The 23,373-nt window shown below is 57.4% G+C and carries 20 protein-coding genes; 13 read left to right on the forward strand and 7 right to left on the reverse strand.

Annotation, left to right across the window (positions count from 1 at the left end; translation table 11 throughout):
* Window positions 1–3: 3 nt before the first annotated feature.
* Window positions 4–993: a transglutaminase family protein gene (locus OHL20_RS04065; protein ID WP_263381937.1), complete on the forward strand. Its 990-nt coding sequence runs from the start codon at window positions 4–6 to the stop codon at window positions 991–993.
* Window positions 994–1,010: 17 nt separating this feature from the next.
* Here the strand turns inward: OHL20_RS04065 and OHL20_RS04070 are convergent, their stop codons facing one another.
* From OHL20_RS04070 to OHL20_RS04090, 5 genes are all read right to left on the reverse strand, one after another.
* Window positions 1,011–1,796 (reverse strand): SDR family oxidoreductase, encoded by a 786-nt coding sequence (locus OHL20_RS04070; RefSeq protein WP_263381938.1) that lies wholly within the window; start codon window positions 1,794–1,796, stop codon window positions 1,011–1,013.
* Window positions 1,793–3,154, reverse strand: a complete 1,362-nt coding sequence (locus OHL20_RS04075) for an FAD-binding oxidoreductase (protein ID WP_263381939.1) — start codon at window positions 3,152–3,154, stop codon at window positions 1,793–1,795. Before OHL20_RS04075 ends, OHL20_RS04070 begins: the two co-directional genes overlap by 4 nt.
* A gap of 97 nt (window positions 3,155–3,251) precedes the next feature.
* Complete coding sequence (rplT, locus tag OHL20_RS04080; RefSeq protein ID WP_263381940.1) at window positions 3,252–3,641, reverse strand: 50S ribosomal protein L20; 390 nt, start codon at window positions 3,639–3,641, stop codon at window positions 3,252–3,254.
* Between the two features lie 187 nt (window positions 3,642–3,828).
* A complete protein-coding gene (gene rpmI, locus OHL20_RS04085; RefSeq protein ID WP_263381941.1) occupies window positions 3,829–4,026 on the reverse strand; it encodes a 50S ribosomal protein L35 in 198 nt (65 codons plus the stop codon).
* A 54-nt stretch (window positions 4,027–4,080) separates the two neighbouring features.
* Window positions 4,081–5,289: an acyltransferase family protein gene (locus OHL20_RS04090; RefSeq protein ID WP_263381942.1), complete on the reverse strand. Its 1,209-nt coding sequence runs from the start codon at window positions 5,287–5,289 to the stop codon at window positions 4,081–4,083.
* A 317-nt stretch (window positions 5,290–5,606) separates the two neighbouring features.
* On the opposite strand from OHL20_RS04090, the gene gyrB reads away from it, so the two are divergent.
* The gene (gene gyrB / locus OHL20_RS04095; RefSeq protein WP_263381943.1) at window positions 5,607–8,255 is read left to right on the forward strand and encodes a DNA topoisomerase (ATP-hydrolyzing) subunit B; all 2,649 of its coding nucleotides are present in this window, start codon (window positions 5,607–5,609) and stop codon (window positions 8,253–8,255) included.
* Window positions 8,256–8,310: 55 nt separating this feature from the next.
* On the opposite strand, the gene OHL20_RS04100 is transcribed toward gyrB, so the two are convergent.
* The gene (locus OHL20_RS04100) at window positions 8,311–9,444 is read right to left on the reverse strand and encodes a Gfo/Idh/MocA family protein (protein WP_263381944.1); all 1,134 of its coding nucleotides are present in this window, start codon (window positions 9,442–9,444) and stop codon (window positions 8,311–8,313) included.
* 126 nt (window positions 9,445–9,570) lie between these two features.
* On the opposite strand from OHL20_RS04100, the gene OHL20_RS04105 reads away from it, so the two are divergent.
* From OHL20_RS04105 to OHL20_RS04130, 6 genes are all read left to right on the forward strand, one after another.
* On the forward strand, window positions 9,571–11,487 hold the full coding sequence (locus OHL20_RS04105) for an amidase (RefSeq protein WP_263381945.1): 1,917 nt from the start codon (window positions 9,571–9,573) through the stop codon (window positions 11,485–11,487).
* Window positions 11,488–11,602: 115 nt separating this feature from the next.
* Window positions 11,603–12,574 carry a VWA domain-containing protein gene (locus tag OHL20_RS04110; RefSeq protein ID WP_263381946.1) on the forward strand — a complete coding sequence of 324 codons (972 nt, stop codon included), beginning with the start codon at window positions 11,603–11,605 and terminating at the stop codon, window positions 12,572–12,574.
* A 45-nt stretch (window positions 12,575–12,619) separates the two neighbouring features.
* A complete protein-coding gene (locus OHL20_RS04115; protein ID WP_263381947.1) occupies window positions 12,620–13,420 on the forward strand; it encodes an ATP-binding cassette domain-containing protein in 801 nt (266 codons plus the stop codon).
* A gap of 107 nt (window positions 13,421–13,527) precedes the next feature.
* Window positions 13,528–14,307, forward strand: coding sequence for a sulfite exporter TauE/SafE family protein (locus OHL20_RS04120; protein ID WP_263381948.1), 780 nt, complete (start codon window positions 13,528–13,530; stop codon window positions 14,305–14,307).
* Window positions 14,308–14,320: 13 nt separating this feature from the next.
* Window positions 14,321–14,767: a DUF971 domain-containing protein gene (locus tag OHL20_RS04125; protein WP_263381949.1), complete on the forward strand. Its 447-nt coding sequence runs from the start codon at window positions 14,321–14,323 to the stop codon at window positions 14,765–14,767.
* Entirely contained in the window at window positions 14,764–15,555 is a 792-nt protein-coding gene (locus tag OHL20_RS04130) for a DUF3050 domain-containing protein (protein WP_263381950.1), read from the forward strand. The genes OHL20_RS04125 and OHL20_RS04130 overlap by 4 nt, the downstream gene beginning before the upstream one ends.
* Before the next feature lie 122 nt (window positions 15,556–15,677).
* Here OHL20_RS04130 and OHL20_RS04135 read toward each other — a convergent pair whose 3' ends face one another.
* The gene (locus OHL20_RS04135; protein ID WP_263381951.1) at window positions 15,678–16,022 is read right to left on the reverse strand and encodes a hypothetical protein; all 345 of its coding nucleotides are present in this window, start codon (window positions 16,020–16,022) and stop codon (window positions 15,678–15,680) included.
* Between the two features lie 342 nt (window positions 16,023–16,364).
* On the opposite strand from OHL20_RS04135, the gene OHL20_RS04140 reads away from it, so the two are divergent.
* The 5 genes from OHL20_RS04140 to add all read left to right on the forward strand — a co-directional run bounded on the left by OHL20_RS04140 (window position 16,365) and on the right by add (window position 23,302).
* Window positions 16,365–19,124, forward strand: coding sequence for an ATP-dependent helicase (locus tag OHL20_RS04140; protein ID WP_263381952.1), 2,760 nt, complete (start codon window positions 16,365–16,367; stop codon window positions 19,122–19,124).
* 57 nt (window positions 19,125–19,181) lie between these two features.
* A complete protein-coding gene (locus OHL20_RS04145; RefSeq protein WP_263381953.1) occupies window positions 19,182–19,337 on the forward strand; it encodes a hypothetical protein in 156 nt (51 codons plus the stop codon).
* A 313-nt stretch (window positions 19,338–19,650) separates the two neighbouring features.
* Entirely contained in the window at window positions 19,651–21,159 is a 1,509-nt protein-coding gene (locus tag OHL20_RS04150) for an amino acid permease (protein WP_263384946.1), read from the forward strand.
* Window positions 21,160–21,221: 62 nt separating this feature from the next.
* Complete coding sequence (locus tag OHL20_RS04155; RefSeq protein WP_263381954.1) at window positions 21,222–22,211, forward strand: hypothetical protein; 990 nt, start codon at window positions 21,222–21,224, stop codon at window positions 22,209–22,211.
* A gap of 41 nt (window positions 22,212–22,252) precedes the next feature.
* Window positions 22,253–23,302: an adenosine deaminase gene (add, locus tag OHL20_RS04160; RefSeq protein WP_263381955.1), complete on the forward strand. Its 1,050-nt coding sequence runs from the start codon at window positions 22,253–22,255 to the stop codon at window positions 23,300–23,302.
* The last annotated feature ends 71 nt before the right edge of the window (window positions 23,303–23,373 follow it).

Raw genomic sequence — 23,373 nt, forward strand, 5'->3', positions numbered from 1 at the left:
ACGATGTACTACTCAATCCGGCATCTTACCAAGTTCCTCTATAGCAACCCGGTAAGCGAGAGCATGATGGAGACGCGCATGCACCCGCGTAGCGACCAAAATCAACGCTGCCTGACCTTCCATCTATCCGTCAGCCCGCGTTGTCGTGTCTTCAGCTATCGCGACCATCTCGCCAACCAGGTCCATCACTTCGACATTCCCAATCAGCATGGCCAACTCGTCATCGTGGCTGAGTCGCTCGTCGACATGCAGCCATCGAATGAGATCCCGTCCTTCCTTGCACCCGATGCCTGGGCTGAACTCGACGCCATGGTTGAGCAGGGGGACTATTGGGAGATGCTCTTTCCCAGCGAGTTCGCCAGGCCCACCCAGGCTCTAGACGATTTGGCGAAACATCTGGACGTCCGACGCCGCGACGATCCTTTGATGGTGCTCCACCAGCTCAACGAGCAGATTTATAACTACTTCGATTACAAGCCCAAGTCAACGAAGGTTGACTCTCCCATCGACGTCGCACTCACCAGTCGGAAGGGTGTCTGCCAGGACTTCGCCCACATCATGATCACGCTGGTGCGGTCCAAGCTGCATATTCCCTGCCGCTACGTCAGTGGTTATCTCTACCATGGCGACCGCCATCAGGATCGCTCTGTGAACTCCGCAACCCACGCATGGATTGAGGCGCTCATCCCGCAGCTCGGCTGGGTCGGCTTCGATCCGACGAACCTGCTCGTTGCAGGCGACCGCCATATTCGCACCGCCATCGGCCGCGACTATGACGATGTTCCACCAACCCACGGCATGTTTCGCGGCCGAGCCAGCAGCGATCTCACTGTTGCCGTCCGCGTCACGCCAAGCGAAGGAACGCCCTCGCTCGACAAGGAACTTCCCGTCCCGGAGGATTGGTCCACACTGGTTGAAAAGGCCACGCAAATCCCTGAGCCACCACCGCCGCCGACCCGTCTGCAACAGCAAGTAGCTCAACAGCAGCAATAGTAAAAAAGCTCACCCTCTCAGAGGTTGAGCTTTTTGAAGATGCTTTCGGGGATGTTCCGAATAATGAACATGATCGGTTGCCATTGGAATGGCACATAAAGCGAGTCGCGCCGCTTGTCGATAGCTGCGACAATCGTCTGCGCAACCTTGTCCACATCGGCAAACTTCTCCGAACCCTTCATTCCTGCAGTCATCGCCGTCTTTACAGGGCCCGGCTTGATCGTCAGCACGGTCACACCCTCGCGGTCTACGCGATTGCGCAGGCCGCCCAGAAACGCCGATAGCCCCGCCTTCGACGAGCCATATAGATAGTTCGACTTGCGACCACGATCGCCCGCAACCGAGGAGATAACTGCCAGTACCCCGGCGTGACGCTGCACACAGTAGTTCGCCAGCCAGGTCAGCAGAGAGACAGGAGCGATGAAGTTGGTGTGGAGAATCTGCGCAGCATGCCCAAAATCCTGCTCTGCCTGGGGCTGCTCTCCGAGAACTCCGTGTGCCAGGTATGCTACATCCATTCCGGTCAGCGAATTAATCGCATGTGCCAGCAGCGTGGGATGCTGTGTCGTGTCGTCTAGATCGGCAACCGCTGTGTCGACATAGCTGGCGCCGCGGGTCTTCAGGTCTGCGGCTACAGCCGCAAGCTTGTCCCCATTGCGAGCTACAAGGAACAGGCGTGCTCCCTGCTTCGCCCAGATACGGCAGGTCGCCTCGGCAATTCCCGAGGTCGCGCCAAGTACGAGGATCTTTTGTGGGCCGGTTGAAGTCTGTAGCGCGGTCGTGCTGGCGGGCGAAGTGCTCATAATGTCGGTCGATCTCCGGTGACGCGCTCCCAGAAGCTGGAGGTAAGCAGGGGGTCGCGGTAGCGGGCAAACTGCTCCCACTGAGGATAAAACGCCTGAAACTGCGCGGCAGTCATTGCCGCATCCTTGGCTGGGTACAGTTTGCCACCAAAGTCACGCGTCATGTCCGCAAGGCGCTCAAACAGCGGAAAGCTCTTATCCGCCTTGATTGGGAAGTCCAAGGCAAGCGTGATGCCGGGTTGCGGAAAGCTCATCATGCCGGGCGAGGGCACGTCGCCGAATGCTTTCAAGACCGCCAAAAATGACGCAAGCCCAGACTTCGCGACCTCCTTTAGTATCGCGATCGTGCCCTCGCGTGCGCTCTCCCACGGAATCGCGTACTGGAATTGCAGTAACCCGTTCCGGCCATAAAGCCGATTCCAATGCAGAACCTTGTCGAGTGGATAGAAGAACGGTTCGTAGTCCTGCAGAGCGGTCACGCGCGGCTTCACCTGCTTGTGAAAGAAGGCCGTATTGAACATGCTCACTGTCGTATGATTTAGCGCAAATCCGGGAGCATCGAACGGGAACACCAGCTTTGGCTCAGGCGATTGCTTTAGTTCGGCAGGCACCTTGGAGTGATCACCCTGCATAAAGACGCCACGTGCAAAGTTCTTACCCGTCGAGGCACAGTCGATCCAACTAACCGTGTACTCAATCTTCTCGCTCTGTTTCGTCAGGTCCAGAAACTCGTCGATTCCGTGGAATTGAATTCCCTCGTAGTCAATCATGCGCGAGACGATCGGCTTCATCCGCAGCTTTGCCCATGTGATCACACCGGTCAGGCCAAGTCCGCCGATGGTTGCCGCGTAATAATCAAGGTTTTCGGTCGGCGAGCAGATCTTGCGCGTCCCATCAGACCGCACCAGTTCAAACTCAGTCACGTGCGAGCCGAAAGCCCCAGCAACATGATGGTTCTTTCCGTGAATGTCATTAGCGATCGCTCCGCCCAGCGTGACGTACTTGGTCCCGGGCGAGACAGGAAGAAAAAAACCACGCGGTACAGAGAAGTCCAATATCTGCGCAAGCGTAGCACCAGCCTCCGCAGTCAGAACTCCTGTTTCAGAATCGAAGTTGAGCAACCGATTCATTCCGGTTGTCAGCAGAAGGTTGCCATCTTTCAACAGGCAGACGTCGCCATAGCTGCGGCCCATGCCAACGGGTAGAGCACCGTCGTGCACACCGGCAATTACGCCTGGAAAGTCATTTTGCCAGTTGATTGGAATGATTTTTGCAGAATAAGTGGGGTAACGTCCCCAGGACTCAAAGGAAGCCGACGCAGTCGGGGTTGATCCTGGGTCAGAGCTCAGTTCAGACATATAGATAAGAATACGTGATCAACGTGCTTGAAAGGTAAAAACAGTAAAGGCGCAGCCAATGGCCACGCCTCTATCGCTCTAGATTGACAGGATGAAACTACGCAGCATGAGTTGCGACAGTCTTTGAGACCGTTGCAGGAGCAGCCTTAGCTTGGGCGATCAACGCTGCGAAGCCCGCAGTGTCGTTCGCCGCGATATCCGCAAGGATCTTGCGGTCGAGCGGATTGCCCGCGCGCTTCAAGCCATTGATGAAGGTTGAGTAGCTCATTCCGTGCAGACGTGAAGCAGCTCCGATACGGACGATCCACAGTGAGCGGAACTGACGCTTCTTCTGCTTGCGACCTGTATAGGCAAACATCAGGCCGCGCTCGACGGCTTCCTGCGCTGCCTGGTACAGCTTGGACTTGGTGAGGAAATAACCACTCGCGCGCTTGAGGATCTTTTTGCGCCGATCGTTCCGTTTAGTACTCCGTTTTACACGGGGCATCGTACATCTCCTTTTGCGTACATCGTTTCAGCGGCTGGAGGTAAGTAAGGTGGCCTCTTCACTCGCTATGCAACTTCAAGTCTCGGTGGGCAGCAGTGCTACCCAGGGGCCTAAACGCGTTTCTGGCCCATTGCCTTCTCAGACGGCTCGACTCGAAAAACTCTTCTACTACCACTCAACCTGAAACTCAGGCGTACGGCAGCATGCGGGCAACCTTGTGATGATCCGCATCCGATACCATCGCCGACCCGCCCAGCTTTCGCTTGGTTTTGGTCGCCTTTGAGGTAAGAATGTGGCGCATCTTCGACTGGCCGCGCTTAAATTTGCCGGTGCCAGTCTTATGGAAGCGCTTGGCTGCGCCGCTGTGTGTCTTCAACTTAGGCATGGTGTTCCTGACAGGAAAAGACTATGTTGCAACAACCTTATGAGTTTACCAGAGTTATGCCGTTATTCCGGCAGATCTCTCGACGGAAGCTTCTTTTCCAGACCGCGGCTTGTAATCAAAGTACCGTTTCAGGCGGAGAAAGGGCTTCTCATAGAGGTGAAAGCAAAGATAAGCTGCGCTCACCGCCAATGTCAGCCACAGGAAACCAGCTCCGATGACAGCCAGCAATTTGCTATGCGTCACCTGGAGCAGGACTGCTCGCAGCCTGATAACCATCGGCCCAAGCACAATCATGTGCAGCACATAGATGCCATAGCTGTACTTGCCAAAGAACCGGAGCCACTTCTGCTCGAAGAGCCATTTACAAGCTGATTCCGGACGCAACGACCAAGCCAGCAGGCAAGCAGAACATACGGCCAGCACGGTGTACCGAGGCCCATTGATCCAGAAGCTCATCGCATGAGAGAAGACAGCCCCGGGCGTAAATTCTCCTCCAAAGCGGAAGATTGATACAACCAGGATCGCCATCGTGACCAGAAAACCTAAGGGAGCCATCCTCATTACGCGGTCCCAGTAACGCGATCGATACAGCAACGCAAAGGTTCCGCCGAGCAGCAGCGAATCGGCACGCGCCAAGGTATTCACATGAATCGCGTCCTGCGAGAAACCCATATGGAAGAGCGCCAATCGCAGGAGCAACGCGACTGTAGCCCCGCCAAGCGTCGTCCATAGCAACGTACGGCGGTCACGAATCAGGAAGACCAGCGCAGGCCAAACCAGGTAGAACTGCTCCTCAATTGCCAAGGACCAGAAGTGATTTAGACTAACCCCCGCACCAGGGCTGAAGGTCATGATGAGTTGCGGGCGAAAATTCTGCAGGTAGCCCAGCAGCAACCATCCCATGCCATGCCACTGGAGTCGTAGGAGCGGCGTTAACACGAAGAGCGCAAGCAGTACTCCGTAATAGAGAGGAAAGATGCGTAGAACCCGCCGCGCATAGAACTTGGAGAAATAACCCTCATCGCTCACAGAGTCGACCAGAATGCCGGTAATCAAAAATCCGGACAGGACGAAGAAAAGATCGACGCCAAAAAGCCCGTAACCGAGCAAGTTCCCGAGGAACCGAACCGCAACTCCCCCACTTTCAAAGTTCGCCGTGAACGCGTGCGAGCAAATCACCATCAGGATCGCCACACCGCGCACTCCGTCGAGAGGCTTTAGATGTCCTTGCCCAACGTGACGCGTGGCGATTACTTCGGTCATAGCGATCTGCGAGAAAATAACGTCATGAGAGTAACATTACAGCAAGTAACCCGTGCTCGAACTCCTGTTCCGGGCGAGTTAGCGCCTTGAGATTGAGCACGAAGCTGATGGCACAGACACCATTCGCACGGGCGGCGTGCAACCGGCACATCGTCCTGAAAGCCGCCAAATAGCCCCCTAGCGTGCTATAATCAGATCAGAAAATTACCGGCAATAATTCCTGCAAGCTGTTGAATCGACAAGAGTTCGACGTCAATTACAAGCTGGCGGGTTCCGCCTGAATATCTCCTCATCAGGCAGTGCCGCACGGAGTTTTGATGGCAACGACCGCAGTCCCAACGGACACCGCTCTTTTGGATCTTCAACCTGATACCGCAAGTCCCAAAAAAGAGGGCGGCGGCTACTCGGCCGAAAACATTACGGTCCTCGAAGGTCTCGCAGCCGTGCGCCTGCGTCCCGCGATGTACATCGGTTCGACTGGCGAGCAAGGTCTCCATCACCTCGTCTATGAAGTCGTCGATAACTCCGTCGACGAGGCTCTTGGTGGTCATGCAACCCGCATCGACGTCACCATTCACGTCGACAACTCCATCACCGTAGTGGACGACGGTCGTGGGATCCCGGTTGACGACAAGATCATCAACGGCGAGAAGATGCCTGCTGTGCAGGTCGTCTTGACCATGCTGCATGCCGGCGGCAAGTTCGACGCCTCCAACTACAAGGTCTCCGGCGGACTTCACGGCGTCGGCGTCAGCTGCGTCAATGCCCTCTCGGAAGAGTTTGACGTCGAAATCTGGCGCGATGAATTCGCGTGGGAGCAGGACTACAGCAAGGGTGCTCCCATCAGCCTCCTGCGAAAGATGGGTCCAAGCAAGCGCAAGGGCACCAAGGTCCACTTCCTCCCCGACAAATCGATTTTTACTGTCACCGAGTTCAACTACGACACCCTGGCGCAGCGACTGCGCGAACTCGCCTTCCTCAACAAGGGCCTTGAGATTCACCTGACCGACGAGCGCACCACCGATCCCAAAACCGGCGACAGCAAGCATCAGGAGTTCAAGTACGCAGGCGGCATCGCCGAGTTCATCAAGCACATCAACAAGGGCAAGGCCGTCCTTCACGAGAAGCCGATCTACATGGAGGCCGAGCGCGATAATGTCGCGATGGAAATCGCCCTTCAGTACAACGACGCCTACTCTGAGACCGTCTTCACGTTCGCCAACAACATCAACACCGTCGACGGCGGCACCCATCTCTCCGGATTTAAGACGGCGTTGACCCGCACCATCAACGCGGCCGGTCAATCCCTGGGTCTCTTCAAAGACGTCAAGGAAAACCTTTCAGGCGATGACGTTCGCGAAGGTCTTGTCGTCGTCATCAGCGTCAAGCTCTCGCAGCCCCAGTTCGAAGGCCAGACCAAGGGCAAGCTCAACTCCGACATCGCCGGAACAGTCCAGGCCTTCGTGAACGAGCGCCTTGGCGGCTTCCTCGAGCAGAATCCTCAAGTCGCCAAGAAGATCATCAATAAAGCGATCGACGCCGCTCGCGCCCGTGAAGCAGCCCGCAAGGCCCGCGACCTCACACGTCGCAAGGGAGCCCTCGATGGTGGCGGTCTGCCCGGCAAGCTGGCCGACTGCTCCGAACGCCAGCCCGACCGCTGTGAGCTCTACCTTGTCGAGGGCGAGTCCGCCGGAGGCACTGCTAAGCAGGGCCGCGATCGCCGCTTTCAAGCCATTCTTCCTCTTAAGGGAAAGATCCTCAATGTCGAGAAGGCTCGTTACGACAAAATGCTCGGTCACGAAGAAATTCGAGCGATGATCACAGCCCTTGGCTGCGGAATCGGCAAGGACGACTTCGACGCCACCAAGTTACGCTACGGCAAGCTGATCCTCATGACCGATGCCGATGTGGACGGTTCGCACATCCGTACACTGCTGCTCACTTTCTTCTTCCGCCACATGACGGAGTTGATCAAGCGCGGTCACGTCTACATCGCCCAGCCACCGCTCTTTCGCATCAAGAAAGGCAAGTTCGAGCAGTACATCAAGGATGAGCGCGAGTACGTCGATGTCATGGTCAAACGCGCATCCGATGGCATGATCCTGACTTACGGGCCTAATAAGACACAGCTTCAAGGTGCCGAACTCACCACCTTCATGGGTCAGCTTAATGACTATCTGAGCTACATCGACAAGGTCGGCAAGCGCCTCCGCAATGACGAAGCCCTGCTCGCCTTCACCGAGATCTTTTCGCACGAGGGTAAGGACCCCGCCCATCGCACCGACTTCCAATCACCCGAGAAGCTCGCCGTCATGCAGACGCGGCTCGAAGCGCTCGTCAAGGAGTACCAGTTCCGCGCGGTAGGCGAGCCTGTCTACGATGAGGAGCATCAGACGTGGTCCGTCTCCTTCACGGACTCGCAGGGAGCCGTCCGCAAGATCGACTGGGCGCTCGCCAATGCAGCTGAATCCCGTCAGCTCCTCGGCAAGTACGCACAGGTCAAGGATCAGCTTCAGGCTCCCTTCACCATCTCATACGCCCCGAAGACTGCCGCTGCCGTAAGCCAGGAAGCCCTGGACGAGGCCGAAGAGGTAGCCTCGGAAGAGGGTGTCGCCGTGGATGCCCAGGCACCCGGCACCGTAGCCGAGGCCAAGCCGGCGAAGCGCTCCAGCAAGATTAACCAAGACCCTGTCGAGAAGAAGACGCCCCGCGAGGTCTTCGATTACGTGATCGAGCAGGGCCGCAAGGAGTATCAGGTCCAGCGCTACAAGGGCCTGGGCGAGATGACCGCCCCACAGCTCTGGGATACGACGATGGACCCGGAACGCCGCACCCTCATGCAGGTCAAGCTCGAAGACATTGCAGCCTGCGAAGAGATCTTTACGACACTCATGGGTGAAGATGTCGAGAGTCGACGCAAGTTCATCGAGGAGAACGCTCTAGACGTCAAGAACCTTGACATCTAAATTCCCCTGATTCATACAAAGAGGTGCATACCCAGACGGTATGCACCTCTTCTCTTTACTGCGGCAACGCTTTCAACTCCACTGTCCGTCCGGTCTTCATAGATTCTCGTGCTGCAGTGAGAATCTGCATCACCACCATATTCGTATCGAGCGCCGAAAGATCGCCATCTGGCTTGATCTGCCCACGCAACACCGCCGCTAGATAATCAAGCGAATCCTTCCGATTTGCGGGCAGTGGAGGTGCCGTAATCTCTGACTCCGCCTTCTCGCCCTTGTAGCGCACCCGCAGATGATCCAACGCCACGGTGATCGCCATACCATTGACCCCGTAGACCTCCATGTCCTTGCGCGCAAAGCTCCACGTCCACGAAGGCATCAACACCGCCTGCGTCTTCGGATAGCGCAGGATTGCCGTCGCGTCATCCTCGACATGCGGATAGATATCTGGCTTATCCGTCTGGCCGCTGGCAGTAACACTGAGCGGGGCGGCACCATGCATCATCACTGTCATCAGATCGGCTCCATAGCAACCGAAATCGAACAGCGCTCCTGCTCCATTCTGGACCGGATCGGTCAGCCAGGGCAGCCACTCCGGTCCGACGCCGATCTCCTTCGGGCCTTCATGTCCGTCGTGCACAACGACCTTTCTAACCTCGCCTAGCTTCCCGTTCGCAATCTCACTTAACGCCTCAGCATTGCTTGCATACCAGGTCGTCTCATAGTTCGTGAGCACCTGCACATGGTACTGACGCGCCGCTGCCCGAATTGCGAGCGCATCCTCCATCGTCGTCGAAAGGGGCTTCTCCACCATCGACGAGATCCCATGCTTTGCCGCCGCTTCGATTACCTTCCGATGGTCCTTGATCGTCGTGTAGACCAGAACCGCATCGGGATGTTGTTGCACCAGCATCTTGTCCAAGTCCGTGTAGAAGAGCTTCGCATCGAGGTGGTACTTCCCTGCATACTTCTGCGACAGAGCAGTATCGGGCTCGACGATGCCCACCAGCGTCGCGTTGGAGTTGGTCTGCAATGCTCCCAGAAATCCTTGAATATGGCCGTGGACCAGCCCGACAATCGCGACACGGATTGGCGCAGTCGCACTGACCTGAGCGTTGCCTGGAAGTGTCGCTGCAAACAAGACGCAAAGCGCTGCGCCAAGACGATGAAACGAGCGAAGGTGTTTCGACATAAAAGACTCCAACCTGGAACTTTGAATGTATCGCTGAGACTGCTTTGTAAGCGACTACGAGTATCGCAGTTCAATCCGTGTTTCGTCTCTGCTTCTGCGGAGGCAGACAGATGCAATAATGCTGCGATGAGTGAAAACCTGATGCTCCCTGCGCCCGACCGCCGGCGCTTTCTTGCCGTATGCTCTGCCATTGGTCTTGGCCAGACCCTTCTGCCGGGAGCGCTCTTTACCCTTGCAGCACAAGCACAAAGCCCGGCGCCAGGGGTAAAAGAGCTCTTACCCATCATCACCGCCGAGATGATTGACGCGGCTGCTGCCATTGCCGATATCACCATCACGGCCGAGCAAAAACAGATGATGCTGGATGGACTCACGCAGCAGCGGGACTCCATCGCAGTTATACGCACGCTACACCTTCAAAACGCCACCGCACCAGCCTTTGTCTTTGATCCAGTCCCCGCTGGCATGGTGCTCGATACAGTCACCAAGCCGCAAAAGATAAGCTCGGCACCTGACGTCGCGAAGCTGATCGCGTCTGTCTCGGCAGGTCTGGCAGGCGACTCCGACACCCTCGCCTTTGCCACCATCCGCGAACTCGCAGAGCTCCTCAAGACCCGCAAGGTCACCTCCCTGGCCTTGACAAAGATGTATCTCGCCCGCCTTAAGAAGTACGATCCGCGTCTCCACTTCGTCATTACCCTCACCGAAGACCGCGCGCTCAAGCAGGCCGCCGCAGCCGACGCCAGCATAGCCGCAGGCGTTTACCGTGGTCCGCTCCACGGCATTCCCTGGGGTGGCAAGGATCTGCTCGCCGTCAAAGGGTATCCAACGACCTGGGGAGCCGCTGGCTTCGAGCACCAGACCTTCGACACGGATGCGACGGTCGTTCAGCGCCTTGACGATGCCGGAGCCATCCTCCTTGCCAAGCTCTCCATGGGAGCCCTCGCACAGGGCGATCTCTGGTTCGGCGGCCGCACCCGCAATCCGTGGAATCCGCATCAGGGTTCCAGCGGATCATCCGCAGGAAGCGCCAGCGCTGTCTCAGCGGGGTGTGTTGGATTCGCCATCGGCACAGAAACCCTCGGCTCCATCTCGTCTCCATCGACCCGCTGCGGCGTCACCGGCCTGCGTCCCACCTTCGGCTTTGTACCTCGCACGGGAGCTATGGCCCTTAGTTGGACCATGGATAAGATCGGCCCAATCTGCCGCTCCGTAGAGGACTGCGCTCTCGTGCTTTCAGCGATCCACGGACCCGACAGCCACGACCGATCCGTCAAGCCCGCAGCCTTCAACTGGAACGCAGAGTTCGAGTGGAAGCAGCTACGTGTCGGCTATCTCAAATCTGCCTTCGATGCTCCCGAAGCCAACGAGCAAAAACCTCCCTCGGAGACGCTCACCGGCAAAGCTCTCGACGAGGCCCAGCAACGATTGCGTCGTCAGCAAGACAGTGCAGTTCGCGATGCCTATGACCGCAAGTACGCCAACGCGGCGCTGGACAGCCTGCGCCAGATGGGGGTGAGTCTCATCCCGACAGAGCTGCCGCAAGGACTTCATTTCGGTGACCAAACGCCCTTGCTCGCCGCAGAAGGCGCTGCCGCCTTCGACGAACTCACGCTCTCTGGACGCGACAAGCTTCTCACCGGGCAACAGCCTTCCGATTGGCCCAATACCTTCCGCAAGGCCCGCTTCTACTCCGCGGTGGACTACATTCAGGCCATGCGTGCCCGCTCCCTCGTCATCGACTCCATGGCGTCGCTCTTCGTAAACTTTGATGTCATCGTCACCCCATCAGGCGGATCTCAGCTTACCGCCACAAATCTATCGGGTCACCCTGCTGTCATCGTCCCCAACGGCATCCGAGGCGACGATGCGCCGAAACCGCAGAATACCGAGGATGGTGCACTCCAGAACGCCGGCGGCCCTGGCACCCCCGTCAGCATCACCTTCCTGGGAGGTCTGTACTCCGATGCCCGGCTCGCCGCTTTCGCTCGTGCCTACCAGGAGAAGACCGGCTTTCATCGAATCCACCCAAAACTCGACTAGACACACTGTGTACCGTTGCGGATAATGCGGCTATCGAGAATTCGGCAGCGCCGCCAGACAATGTCCTTGAGACAGCCTGGTTGCAGGGGAAGCCTTGAGGCGTTCAGGAGGGCAGATGGTTCTCAAGTCCATTCTTGCGTTAGGCTTTACACTCTTCCTTGCGACCGCAAGGGGACAGGTGCTCGCAGCCTTCCAAACTCAGAATGCGGATAACTCCCCGCAACCAGTGACCACGCTCAAGGTGACCAGCCGTATGGTCGCGATCTCCGCGGTCGTCAAAGGTAAGGACGGCGAAGTGGCAGGCGGTTTAAGTAAGGATGACTTCGTGCTGAAGCAGGATGGAAAGGAAGAGCCGATCCGCTACTTTTCACAGGGATCGGAGCTCCCACTAACCCTTGCGTTGATGGTCGATACAAGCGGAAGCCAGCGCACCTTCATCGGGGACGAGTCGCTGGCAAGTGATGTCTTTTTCGAGACGATGCTCGGACGGAAAGAGGATCGTGCCATGCTGGTGCAATTTGATGCCAGCGTCTCTCTGCTCAAAGGCATGACGAACTCCGCAAGCGCACTTCATCTCGCGCTTTCACAGCTTGATGCCAATCCAGCAAAAATGGGGGGGACCCTGCTGAATGACGCTGTCTTTGCCGTCTCGCAGAAAGTTCTCGCTCCTGAGACCGGACGAAAAGCCATGGTGATTCTCAGTGATGGTGGCGACAATGGAAGTCGCAAAACGCTGGCGGATGCAATTGAGCAGGCTCAACGTGCAGACGTTCAGATCTACTCCATCCTTTACTCCGCATGGGAAGGCCCCGGCACGCCGGGAAGCGGCATCCGGGGAGGCTCGATCAATGCGGGCGACGAAGCGTTGAAGAAGTACTCCGAAGCGACAGGCGGTCGCGTATTTACCGTCTCCCGGACCATGAGCCTGCGACAGATCTATGCGCAGATCGCCCAGGAGCTTCGCCTTCAGTACGAGTTGGGCTACACACCACCGCCGGACACTCCGCCTAATAGCTACCATCGCCTTGAACTGAAGGCGAAAGACAAGAAGCTTGCCGTGCAAGCCCGTAAAGGATTCTTCGAGTAGTCCTGGCACTCTGAGGAACACCGTGGCGGATGCTACTATCCGCCTATGCAGCCGGAGCAGCAACCAGGAGACACCCTCCTTCAAGTCCGCGAACTTGTGAAGGAATACGACGGTGATCGCGGCATAACCCGTGTCGTAGACAATGTCTCATTCGACATCCGCATAGGAGAAACCCTCGGACTTGTGGGCGAGTCAGGCTCCGGAAAAAGCACGATCGCCCGCATGATCCTGCGCCTTATCGAGACCACCTCAGGCACCATCCACTTCGCCGGAGAGGACCTTCTGACTGCCAACGCACGCCGCATGCGTACCCTCCGCCGCCAGATGCAGATCGTCTTTCAGGACCCTTACGCCGCACTCAACCCGCGCATGAGCGTTCGACAGATCCTCGCAGAGCCCTTTGCTATTCACAAGGAGCACTTTGAACCAACTCGCCTCCTCGAACTCCTCACCGCCGTTGGCCTTGAGTCCACAGCGCTTGACCGCTACCCGCATGAGTTCAGTGGTGGGCAGCGCCAGCGCATCAACATCGCTCGCGCTCTCGCCCTGCGTCCAAGCTTTCTCGTCCTCGACGAGCCGGTAAGCGCCCTCGACGTCAGCGTCGGAGCACAAGTGATCAATCTCCTCCGCAATCTACAGGGCGAGTTCGGCCTCACCTACCTCTTTATTTCGCACTCGATGCCGCTCGTCCGCTATTTGTGCGACCGGGTAGCCGTCCTCCATCACGGCAAACTCGTTGAAATCGGCGCCACGGAACAAGTCTGCGCCACTCCCACCAATCCTTACACCCAACAACTCATAGCTGCCACACCGGAACTTCCTACACCAACGGCTAACCACGGTTGACACGACCAAATGCGATCAAAGATGCGCTAATCCTTCTAGTTCCTTCCATTCCGCATCATCCACGCTAATTCTTCATCCTTCACCGCAGCCACTACAATGAAGTGAGCATGCATCTTGCTCTCAGCACGCAGTGGCAGTTCGCCTGGCTGGTCACAGCCTCGTTCATTGCTGGCGTCATGAACGCCATGGCTGGCGGAGGCTCCTTCGTCTCATTTCCTGCCATGATGGCGATGGGCATCCTCCCGATCGCCGCGAACGCCACCAACACGGTAGCGCTCTGGCCGGGCCAACTCACCTCGGTAGCCAAGCTCCGCAACGACCTTCGCCGCGACCTCCTCCCCACCATCATCGTTACGTCAATCCTGGGTGGAGTCAGCGGCGCAATCGTCCTTCTCCGCACGAAGCAAATCACCTTCCTTCACGTCCTGCCGTGGATGCTTCTCAGCGCCTCCCTGCTATTCGGGATCAGCGGTCCTATCTCCACTTGGCTCCGTTCGCGCTCTTTGCACCCACAGAAGCAAAAGACCCCGGCCCTCCTGCCGCTCTTCTGCATTTTGCTTCCCGTCTGCTTCTACATCGGCTATTTTGGCGCCGGCGCCGGCTTCCTCATCATGAGCGCCCTTGCGCTCTTCGGCGTGGAAGAGATGCACCAGCTCAACTCATTGAAGGTCCTCGCCGCCTGCCTCTCAAATCTCTGCGCCGTCCTCACCTTCATCGTCAGCGGAGCCGTCCTCTGGCACTACTGCCTCATCTCGATGGTCTTCGCAGCGGCAGGCGGCTACATTGGCGCACATTATGCTCGCCGCATGAACTCGAACATCCTACGCATCATTGTCGTCGTCACCGGCTGCGTCATGGCCGGTTATTTCTTCTGGCGGCAGCCCTAAGTAAAGGAACATTATGAGTCACGAAGGAATCCGTATCGTCAGCGAGAATGAGGCCAGGCGCGCCGCTCTCTTTGAGTCGAAACAGAAGCTTACCACCGACGCTGTGACGCCGCAGAAGGTCCGCGTCCACAAGACCGAGGGCACCGGCATGGAGATCGACTGGCGCGACGGCCACAAGAGCGCCTGGAACTTCGCATGGCTACGCAACGCCTGCCCCTGCGCTACCTGTCACGACGAGCGAGAAAAGAGTGATCGTGCACCAGGGGTCCCAAAGCCCCAGCCGATCACACTATTGCCCCTGTACGAAGCGCCCGCTCGTCCTGTTGAGATCACGCCAGTTGGCAAGTATGCGCTCCGCTTCAAGTGGTCCGACGGTCATGAGAGTGGCATCTATTCATGGGACTATCTGCGCCGCGTCTGTCTGTGTGCAGAATGTGTACCCCTCGGAGTTACTAGATGATATCGCCCCAGTTACAGGCCCTCGAACAGCAAATCCTACCGCTCACCCAGCAACTGGGTCAGCACCACCTTTATCGCAGTTTCGACAGCATCGACGATCTCCGCACCTTCATGGAGTCGCACGTCTTCGCGGTATGGGACTTCATGTGCCTCCTTAAGACCCTGCAGCGCGGCATCACCTGCGTCGACGTGCCATGGCGTCCGAGTGCCCTCGCCGAAAGTCGCCGCCTCATCAACGAGATTGTCTTCGGTGAAGAAAGCGACCTCTTCGAAGGACAGCCTCTTAGCCACTTCGAGCTATACCGCATGGCCATGCAGCAGTGCGGCGCAGACACCTCCGCTATCGACAGCTTCCTCGCCGCTATCGTTCGCGGCACATCGTGGCCCCGCGCTCTAAGCGCCTGTAACGCGCCCGAGCCCGCGCGTCGCTTCGTCGAATCTACCTTCTCCGTCATCGAAGCAGGAAAGCTCCACGCTATCGCTGCAGCCTTCACCTTTGGCCGCGAAGACCTTATACCCGACATGTTTCGGGGTTTCCTCCGCGACCAGGATGAGATGCTTGGCGGCCAACTTTCGACCATGCGCTGGTATATCGAGCGGCATATTGAGGTAGATGGCGAAGAGCATGGACCCATGGCGCTCCGCATGGTGAGCCAACTCTGCGGCGACGATCCGATCAAATGGCATGAGGCAACCGAAGCTGCTTCCTTCGCAATTACCGCACGCATCTCCCTTTGGGACGGCATCGCAAACCTCTTGCCCCAGGGGAGCGCCTCAGTCGCTCACTAGCTCCAAAATTTGAATCGTCCCTCGAGTATCGCAAGTAGGCATCTTGTGCCGGACGTCGCTTCCCCAAGCGACGTCCGGCACAAGATGCCCGGTTGATATGTCAACGCTACGACACAGATGGTCTACTTGATTCCCAATGTAGCGCCGTTCAGTTCACTTGATACTTGAGACACCAGATCACCCGCCGAATGCATCGGGGTTGCAGCGTTTGCCGTGATTCGCGTGCCTACCGGCACCTTCACTGCAACGGTCTTGCCAGCTTCAATCGTCAACACGTCCTCACCAACCTTCAACTCCATAGCTACGGCAGAGTCATTGCGAAGGTTTACCGTAATCGTCTTGGTCTTTGAAAACATCGCATGCACAGGCACAGGCATGCTCGTCGAAGCAGCATACATAGCGGTGGACGCACTCAGCCCGATCAGGGCCACGGAAACAGCAACAGCGCTACGGATCTTCATGTTCATAACAGCTCCCGATACTTCATTATTTCGACGGGAATCACTGCCATGGTTCAGGAAGCTCGTCGTTGAAAAGACTTACGCAATACGTTCTGCAGCGGTTCCATATTTCAGCAGAAAGATTTCAAAAATATCCTTGTTATTGAGATGTAACAATTCAAAAATATTTACGCCATCTTGCTTCCCAATACTCGTGCTCAACGTCATCGGCTTTCCTATCCAGTCATCGTATCGATCGCATCTTTGCCGCTTTTCCAATCTGTGGATAGACGGCACAAACTGCTACGGCGCAGGACGATAAAATAGAAGCCGGGGCGTTAACCACAAGTGCATCATCTTCTTGAAAATATGAATCCGCAGCAACAGGAGGGAATCCAGGCCGTAGACGGCCCTGTCCTCCTTCTCGCAGGCGCAGGCTCGGGCAAGACCCGCGTTGTCACCCATCGCATCGCCTACCTTATCGAGGAGCGCGGCGTCCCCGCGGACTCCATCCTCGCCGTCACCTTCACCAACAAAGCTGCGAAGGAGATGGCTGAGCGTGTCGAGAAGATCCTCGGCCACAGTTCGCTCGCCCGCCCCATGCTCTCCACCTTCCACAGCTTCTGCGTCCGAGTCCTCCGCCGCGATATTGAAGCCATGAAGATTAACGGTGTTGGCCTCACCAGGAGCTTCGCCATCTACGACGAGACCGATCAGCAGGCCGTAGTCAAGCAGGCTCTTAAGCGCCTCGCTATCGACGACAAACAACTCAAGCCACGCGTTGCTCTAGGCCGCATCTCCTGGGCCAAGAATCACATGATCGACCCGCAGGAGTACTTCCTCGCCTCGACCAATCCGCTCGAAGAGAAGATCGCCCACATCTTCGAGATCTATCGTAAAGAACTCTTTAAGGCCAACGCTCTCGACTTCGACGACCTCCTCCTCGAAACCGTTCGCCTTCTCAAGTCGTCGGGCGAGGTCCGCGAGAAGTACAACCGTCGCTACCAGTACGTCATGATCGACGAGTATCAGGACACCAACCGGCCCCAGTACGAACTCATGAAGCTCCTCGCCGGCACCCATCACAACGTCTGTGTCGTCGGCGACGAAGACCAATCTATCTATAGCTGGCGTGGCGCCGACATCAAGAACATCCTCGAGTTCGAAAAAGACTTTCCCGAGGTCCGCGTCATCCGCCTCGAGCAGAACTACCGCTCGACGGCCATGATCCTCGAAGGCGCATCCGCCGTCGTTGCGCATAATCTCCAGCGCAAAGGCAAGAACCTCTTCACCACCCGCGAAGGCGGCTCACTCATCGGCTACTACGAGGCTCCCGACGGTGAGAATGAAGCGCTTTTCATCGCCGATCGCATCAACAAATATCTCCGGGCAGCCGGCCAGACAGAGGACCAACCTCGCTGTGCCGTCCTCTACCGCACCAACTCGCAGTCGCGGCTCGTCGAAGAAGCCCTGCGCCGCTACCAGGTCAAATATCACATGGTCGGCGGTTTCTCCTTCTACGACCGCGCGGAAGTTAAAGACATCCTCAGCTATCTCAAGCTGGTCCAAAACGTCCACGACTCGATAGCCTTGTCGCGCTCCGTAAACTCACCACCGCGCGGCATTGGCAAGACCACCATGGAAACCCTAGAGCGCATGGCCCTCACCAGCGGCATGAGCACATGGGACGCCATCGGCCGCGCCATCGAAGACAAATTGTTACCGCAACGCGCACTCATCGCCCTTGAAGGCTTCCGTCGCCTCATCAACGATGCCCGCGCCATGCTCGGCCCTGACTTCGCCGAGAAATTAGCCGAGGACGCAGGCTCACCTCTGGATGCCGTAGCTGAAGACGCTTCCGACGATGACACGAACTTCGACCCGAACGACTTTGCGACGGTCACCACAGCAAATGACGCCAACGCCTCCTTTGACACCAGCTTCAACTTCGGCTTCGACTTCGGTCCAAGCGAGGAAATCTCCACCATCACTCCCGAGAACGCCACGGACTCCGACGCTGCACATGGCTTTGTAGCCGAAGACATCGATGCAACCAGCTTCAATCCCTTCGCGCCCGTAGTTCTTAAGAACTCCGCTCGCTCCACTCCTGAGCGCGCCGCCGAGATCCTCATGGACACAGCACCCGCGTTCCGCAAACCCGGCGACGCCGCGACCCTTCCTGAATTGATCAAGTTCCTTAACGACCGCAGCGGCTACATCCGCGCTCTGGAAGCAGAGGCCACGCCAGAAGCCTTCTCCCGCATCGAGAACCTCAAGGAACTCGCCAACGCCGCACAGGACGCTCAGGAACGCGGTGAAACGCTTGCCGACTTCCTCGATCACGCCGCCCTCGTCTCCGACGCAGATTCCTACAGCGAAGACGCCCGCGTCACCCTGATGACCCTCCACGCCGCCAAGGGTCTCGAGTTCCCGCTCGTCTTCCTGACCGGCATGGAAGAAGGCCTCTTTCCCCACTCCCGCACCCTCACCGATCCCACCGGCCTCGAAGAAGAGCGCCGCCTCTGCTACGTCGGCATGACCCGCGCCATGGATACCCTCGTCATCACTCGCGCCCGCTATCGCCGCCGTTACGGCTCCGACATGCCCGAGGCCAGTCTTCCCTCCCGCTTCCTCGAAGAGGTGCCAGCACACCTCATCGAAGATCTTGGCAGCCCCGCAGCCCGTCCGCAGTTCTCCGGCTCCTCTTATGCGACTCCTTATCCTCAAAAAAACCGCTACGGCCGCGACGGAGCCGAAGCTGGCGACCGGCACTACAGCTACGAAGATGAAGACCAGACCGCATCCGGCAGCGCGCCGTCCGGCAACAAGTTTTCGTCGACTGGCATTGCTCCCGGCTCGAAATCAATCTCCTCTGCAGGCTCGATCGACAACATCGCCAGCTTCTTCGCAGCCCGGGGGCAGAAGATTTCAAGGCCCAAACTCGCCATCCCCGAACCGACCGGAAAGACCGGTCTCAAGAAGGGTTCTCGTGTCCGCCATCCGAAATATGGGGAGGGCACCGTCTTTCAGCGAGAAGGAGATGGGGATGACGCGAAGATTACAGTACAATTTCAACAGCACGGCGTGAAGAAGCTGGTGGAGAAGTTCGCCCAGCTGGAACGTCTGTAGCGAGAACTCAAAAACAAGATCCTTTGTTTATTTTCTTTAGAAAGTTTGTAACCCATCATGGCGAACACCAAGAGCATCACCGATACCCTCGAGCGTAAGAAGATCAAGCGCGCCGCACGCAAGGCAGCACCACCGAAGGCAGCACGTACCGGAGCCCGCGGCGAAAACAAGGCCAAGATCAAGAAGGCTGCTCGCGGAACAAGCAAGCGCTAGTCGCTGACCGGCAGGGCCCTTCCACTCCCACGGGATCGCGAAGGGCTCCCGTTATCCGGTCAGGATAGGAAGTGCATGGCTTTCATGCCGTGCTACAAACCTCTCCAAATATAAGGTCTGCACGAAAGACGAGACACCAGTCGCGCCTTTCGTGCGGACCTGCGTCTCGCTGTAGCCTCTCACCTTAGCCTGTAAACGCTTTATAGTTGTGCCTTTTCACTCGGTAAGCGATAGTACGCATAGCACTTCCCAAAATCATTGAGGAGCACGCGCACTGGGCAGGCAGATCTTTGCAACTAAATCGATCGACAAACTGATTGCTGAGTCAGAGCGGCCGGAGCACGCACTCAAGAAAACCCTGGGCCCCGTCTCGCTCACCGCCCTCGGCATTGGTGCTGTGATCGGCTCCGGCATCTTCACGGTCATCGGCACGGCTATCGGCGGCAATCCTTCCAAGACAGCCACGTGGGCAGCCTCGCCCATCATCGATCTCATCCTGCATCACGGAGCTGTTGCTGGTCGTCCCGGTGCTGGCCCGGCGCTGGCCATATCGCTGGTCCTGGTCGCCATTGTCTGCGCGCTTACAGGGCTTTGCTATGCCGAACTAGCCAGCATGATTCCCATCGCTGGCTCGGCGTACACCTACACCTACGCCACTCTCGGCGAGTTGATCGCCTGGATCATCGGCTGGGACCTCATCCTCGAGTACGCCTTCTCCAACATGAGCGTCTCAGTGGGTTTTGCCGCGCACATCGTCGACCTGCTCGATTGGCTCAACATCCATCTTGATCCGAAGTGGCTCTCGCCGGCCTATCTTCCCCTCGGCTTGCAGGATCTCGCCGGTAAAGACATCTTCCCCGCAGGCTGGCACTTCGGCTTCGACTTCCCTGCCTTCGTCGTTGTGCTGCTCCTTACCGTCGTTCTCGTCCGAGGGATTCGCGAGTCCGCGCGCACCAACAACATCATGGTGCTGGTCAAGACGGTCGCTATCCTCGTCTTCATCTTCTTCGGCATCAGCTTCATCCATCCGGCGAACTATCACCCGTTCTCGCCGAACGGCTTCAGTGGCGTTCTTGCTGGTGGATCGATCATCTTCTTTACCTATATCGGCTTCGACTCCGTCTCGACCGCCTCGGAAGAGTGCAAGAACCCTCGCCGCGATGTGCCAATCGGCATTATTGCCACGCTGATCGTCTGCACCATTCTCTACATCGGGGTAGCTGCCGTGCTCACCGGAATGGTTCCGTGGGCCTCGGTCGCAGGCGATGGAGCGCCCGTCGTCAACGCCCTCAAGCGTGTCTCGCTCCAGCCTGGCGGAGGACGACTGCACTGGGTTCGGCTCGTCGTCCTGTTAGGTGCCATTGTGGGGATGATCAGCTCTATCCTCGTCTTCCAGCTTGGACAGGCTCGCGTCTGGTTCGCTATGAGCCGCGACAGGCTTCTTCCCGACGTCTTCTCGAAGCTCCATCCGCGCTATCGCACTCCTGCATTCGCTACGTGGTTTGCCGGAATCCTGGTCGCCGTTCCTTCGGGCCTCTTCGATGTTGGCACCTTTGCCGAGATGTCGAACATCGGCACGCTCTTTGCCTTCGTCCTTGTCTCGATCGGCGTCATTGTCCTTCGCGCCAAAGATCCGAAGCGTCATCGCGGCTTCCGCGTACCGTTCGGTCCCATTATCCCGATCCTGAGTACCCTCTTTTGCATCCTGCTCATGGCTGGACTTCCCGCGATCACCTGGGTTCGCTTCTTCGTCTGGCTGATTATCGGCCTGTTTGTCTACGTCTTCTATAGCCGTAAACGCAGCGAATTCTACCGATCATAAGTTTTGCTGGAGTTCCACCAGACTTCAGGCTAAGCTGATTTTCTACTGTCACAGGGGAAATCATGACTGAACTACTCAGCGAGCTTTTCAAGGCGCAGCCCGATGTCCTATTAATGCTCGCAGGTCTTGTCCTCATTGGTATTGGCGTCGTCGGCAGTATTAAGACCTATATCGATCCTGGCAAATACGGTCGCATCGCCGCGCTTGGCATCGGCGCCATTCTGCTCACTATTGGCGTCACGCTTCATGCTCGGGAGCTCACCGACTTGGCGAAGGCAGCTATCAACCCAGTGAAGTCTACCGAGATGAGCAGCATCTGCACCTTCGATACAGGTCCGCTCGCAGGAAATACGAACCTGCTTCCGGAGACCCAGATCGGCTCGGTTGGCGGCGCCTGCAAAGATACTGCGGGCAATAGCGGCATCTTGGTCGGTCCCAATACGCCAGTCACCTCGGCTCATGGCCATACGCAAAAGGCCGGGCCCCACGAAGTCTCTACCGCGTCAGCACAGCCAGTTCTCATCGCGGCTTCGGCTCCGATACCCGCGGGTCCGAAGGTCGCTGATACAGCTCTGAGCAACGTCTGCCTCTTCAAGGAAGGCGCTCATGCGGGTGTTACTGCCGTTGTCGCGCAGCCGACCGCGCTTCCTGTCGGCAGTCCCTGTCATAGTGACGAGCTGAAGAGCACGGGGTTTCTCGTTGCTCCGAACTCATCGCCTACGCTTCTCTCTACCTTGTGTACCTTCAATCAAGGGCCGAACTCTGGATCGACGGAGAACATCCGTCACACCAAGCCGCTTCTGCCCGGAACAGCCTGCAGGGATTCGATCGGCAACAGCGGTCTTATCGCGCTTGCAGGTAGTCCAATTACGCCAATGTCGCCTGAGACCTCGCAGCTACTTGCTGCGCAGAGCAGCACGTGTCACGCGACCAGCGGACCACGCGCGGGAACTACCTTCGTCTATGGAGGCAATTTCCCGGAACATGGTCCGGTTGGAGCTCCTTGTCATCGGGATAAGCAGGTGATTGGCGTTCTTATTCAGGAGAACTAGCTCAGGAAGCTTCGCTCAGACATAACGGCTAGACTGGAGCAATGGCAAAGAAGGCTGCACAGCGCTCCGAGATTGACCCCAAAGTCTGGTTGCATGGTCTTCCCAAGGCCGAACTTCACCTTCACCTTGAAGGCACGATTACGCCTGAGACGCTGGTTGCTCTCTCGCAGCGTAATGATCCGCAGCCTCTGTCGTTTAGCGATGCAGAGCAGCTCTACCAATACACTGACTTTCCCAGCTTCCTAATGTCCTTCAAGGCAGTGACGGAGCGTCTGCATACTGCGGATGACTACGAGTTGATTACCTACGACATGATTCGTGCGCTTGCGTATCAGGGCGTCGTTCATGCGGAGGTCTACATCTCGTTTGGGATTCTCTACCATTTCGCTCGGCTGGATGTAGATGAGGTTACCGCGGCGATTGAGCGTGGGCGACTTCGCGCCGAGCATGAGTTTGGGACTTCGGTGCTATGGATTATCGACGCTGTTCGCCACTTTGGCGTCGAGGAAGCGGAGCGCGTGTTTCGCAAGGCTGCGTCGATGCGGCAGCAGTATCCAAGCATTGTCGGGATTGGAATTGGCGGCGACGAAGTGCGCGGACCTGCGGATCAGTTTCGGGAGCTTTATGCAGAGGCCAAAGCTGCTGGTCTGCATTTGCTGGCTCATGCGGGCGAATCGACTGGACCTGTTGCTGGACCGGCGAGTATTTGGGCTGCGCTCAATATTGGGGCGGAACGAATCGGCCATGCGCTTGCGGCGCAACATGACGCCGAGTTGCTGGAGGTTCTGGCAGAGCGCCAGATTCCGCTGGAGATCAACGTGACGAGCAATCTGCGAACTGGATCATGTTCTGCGCTCGAAGATCATCCGTTGAAGAGCTACTTCGACTCTGGATTGATGGTGACGCTCAACTCCGACGATCCACCGATGTTCGGGTCGAACCTGCTTGAGGAGTACATTCTGGCATACGAAAATTATGGTTTTACGCTTGAGCAGATGCGAGAGCTTGCTGCCAATTCGATTGAGGCCAGCTTTCTTCAGCCTGATCGAAAGCTGAAGTTGCTTCGCCAGGTCGAGCTTTATGGCTGGTAGGGTACCCCCCGTACTTGAAGTACCAAAGTATTGCAAACAAATAACTTAGCGGGTACCTAGTACGACTCCTG

The organism is Granulicella arctica, assembly GCF_025685605.1.
Classification (GTDB): domain Bacteria; phylum Acidobacteriota; class Terriglobia; order Terriglobales; family Acidobacteriaceae; genus Edaphobacter; species Edaphobacter arcticus.

What these genes read in the sequence shown, in the direction of transcription:
- OHL20_RS04070 (WP_263381938.1), bottom strand. Translation starts at nt 1,796, where the DNA reads ATGAGCACTTCGCCCGCCAGCACGACCGCGCTACAGACTTCAACCGGC.
- add (WP_263381955.1), top strand. Translation starts at nt 22,253, where the DNA reads ATGGCAAAGAAGGCTGCACAGCGCTCCGAGATTGACCCCAAAGTCTGG.
- rplT (WP_263381940.1), bottom strand. Translation starts at nt 3,641, where the DNA reads ATGCCCCGTGTAAAACGGAGTACTAAACGGAACGATCGGCGCAAAAAG.
- gyrB (WP_263381943.1), top strand. Translation starts at nt 5,607, where the DNA reads ATGGCAACGACCGCAGTCCCAACGGACACCGCTCTTTTGGATCTTCAA.
- OHL20_RS04075 (WP_263381939.1), bottom strand. Translation starts at nt 3,154, where the DNA reads ATGTCTGAACTGAGCTCTGACCCAGGATCAACCCCGACTGCGTCGGCT.
- OHL20_RS04115 (WP_263381947.1), top strand. Translation starts at nt 12,620, where the DNA reads ATGCAGCCGGAGCAGCAACCAGGAGACACCCTCCTTCAAGTCCGCGAA.
- OHL20_RS04090 (WP_263381942.1), bottom strand. Translation starts at nt 5,289, where the DNA reads ATGACCGAAGTAATCGCCACGCGTCACGTTGGGCAAGGACATCTAAAG.
- OHL20_RS04110 (WP_263381946.1), top strand. Translation starts at nt 11,603, where the DNA reads ATGGTTCTCAAGTCCATTCTTGCGTTAGGCTTTACACTCTTCCTTGCG.
- OHL20_RS04065 (WP_263381937.1), top strand. Translation starts at nt 4, where the DNA reads ATGTACTACTCAATCCGGCATCTTACCAAGTTCCTCTATAGCAACCCG.
- OHL20_RS04105 (WP_263381945.1), top strand. Translation starts at nt 9,571, where the DNA reads ATGAGTGAAAACCTGATGCTCCCTGCGCCCGACCGCCGGCGCTTTCTT.
- OHL20_RS04135 (WP_263381951.1), bottom strand. Translation starts at nt 16,022, where the DNA reads ATGAACATGAAGATCCGTAGCGCTGTTGCTGTTTCCGTGGCCCTGATC.
- OHL20_RS04155 (WP_263381954.1), top strand. Translation starts at nt 21,222, where the DNA reads ATGACTGAACTACTCAGCGAGCTTTTCAAGGCGCAGCCCGATGTCCTA.
- OHL20_RS04120 (WP_263381948.1), top strand. Translation starts at nt 13,528, where the DNA reads ATGCATCTTGCTCTCAGCACGCAGTGGCAGTTCGCCTGGCTGGTCACA.
- OHL20_RS04140 (WP_263381952.1), top strand. Translation starts at nt 16,365, where the DNA reads ATGAATCCGCAGCAACAGGAGGGAATCCAGGCCGTAGACGGCCCTGTC.
- OHL20_RS04130 (WP_263381950.1), top strand. Translation starts at nt 14,764, where the DNA reads ATGATATCGCCCCAGTTACAGGCCCTCGAACAGCAAATCCTACCGCTC.
- OHL20_RS04125 (WP_263381949.1), top strand. Translation starts at nt 14,321, where the DNA reads ATGAGTCACGAAGGAATCCGTATCGTCAGCGAGAATGAGGCCAGGCGC.
- rpmI (WP_263381941.1), bottom strand. Translation starts at nt 4,026, where the DNA reads ATGCCTAAGTTGAAGACACACAGCGGCGCAGCCAAGCGCTTCCATAAG.
- OHL20_RS04100 (WP_263381944.1), bottom strand. Translation starts at nt 9,444, where the DNA reads ATGTCGAAACACCTTCGCTCGTTTCATCGTCTTGGCGCAGCGCTTTGC.
- OHL20_RS04145 (WP_263381953.1), top strand. Translation starts at nt 19,182, where the DNA reads ATGGCGAACACCAAGAGCATCACCGATACCCTCGAGCGTAAGAAGATC.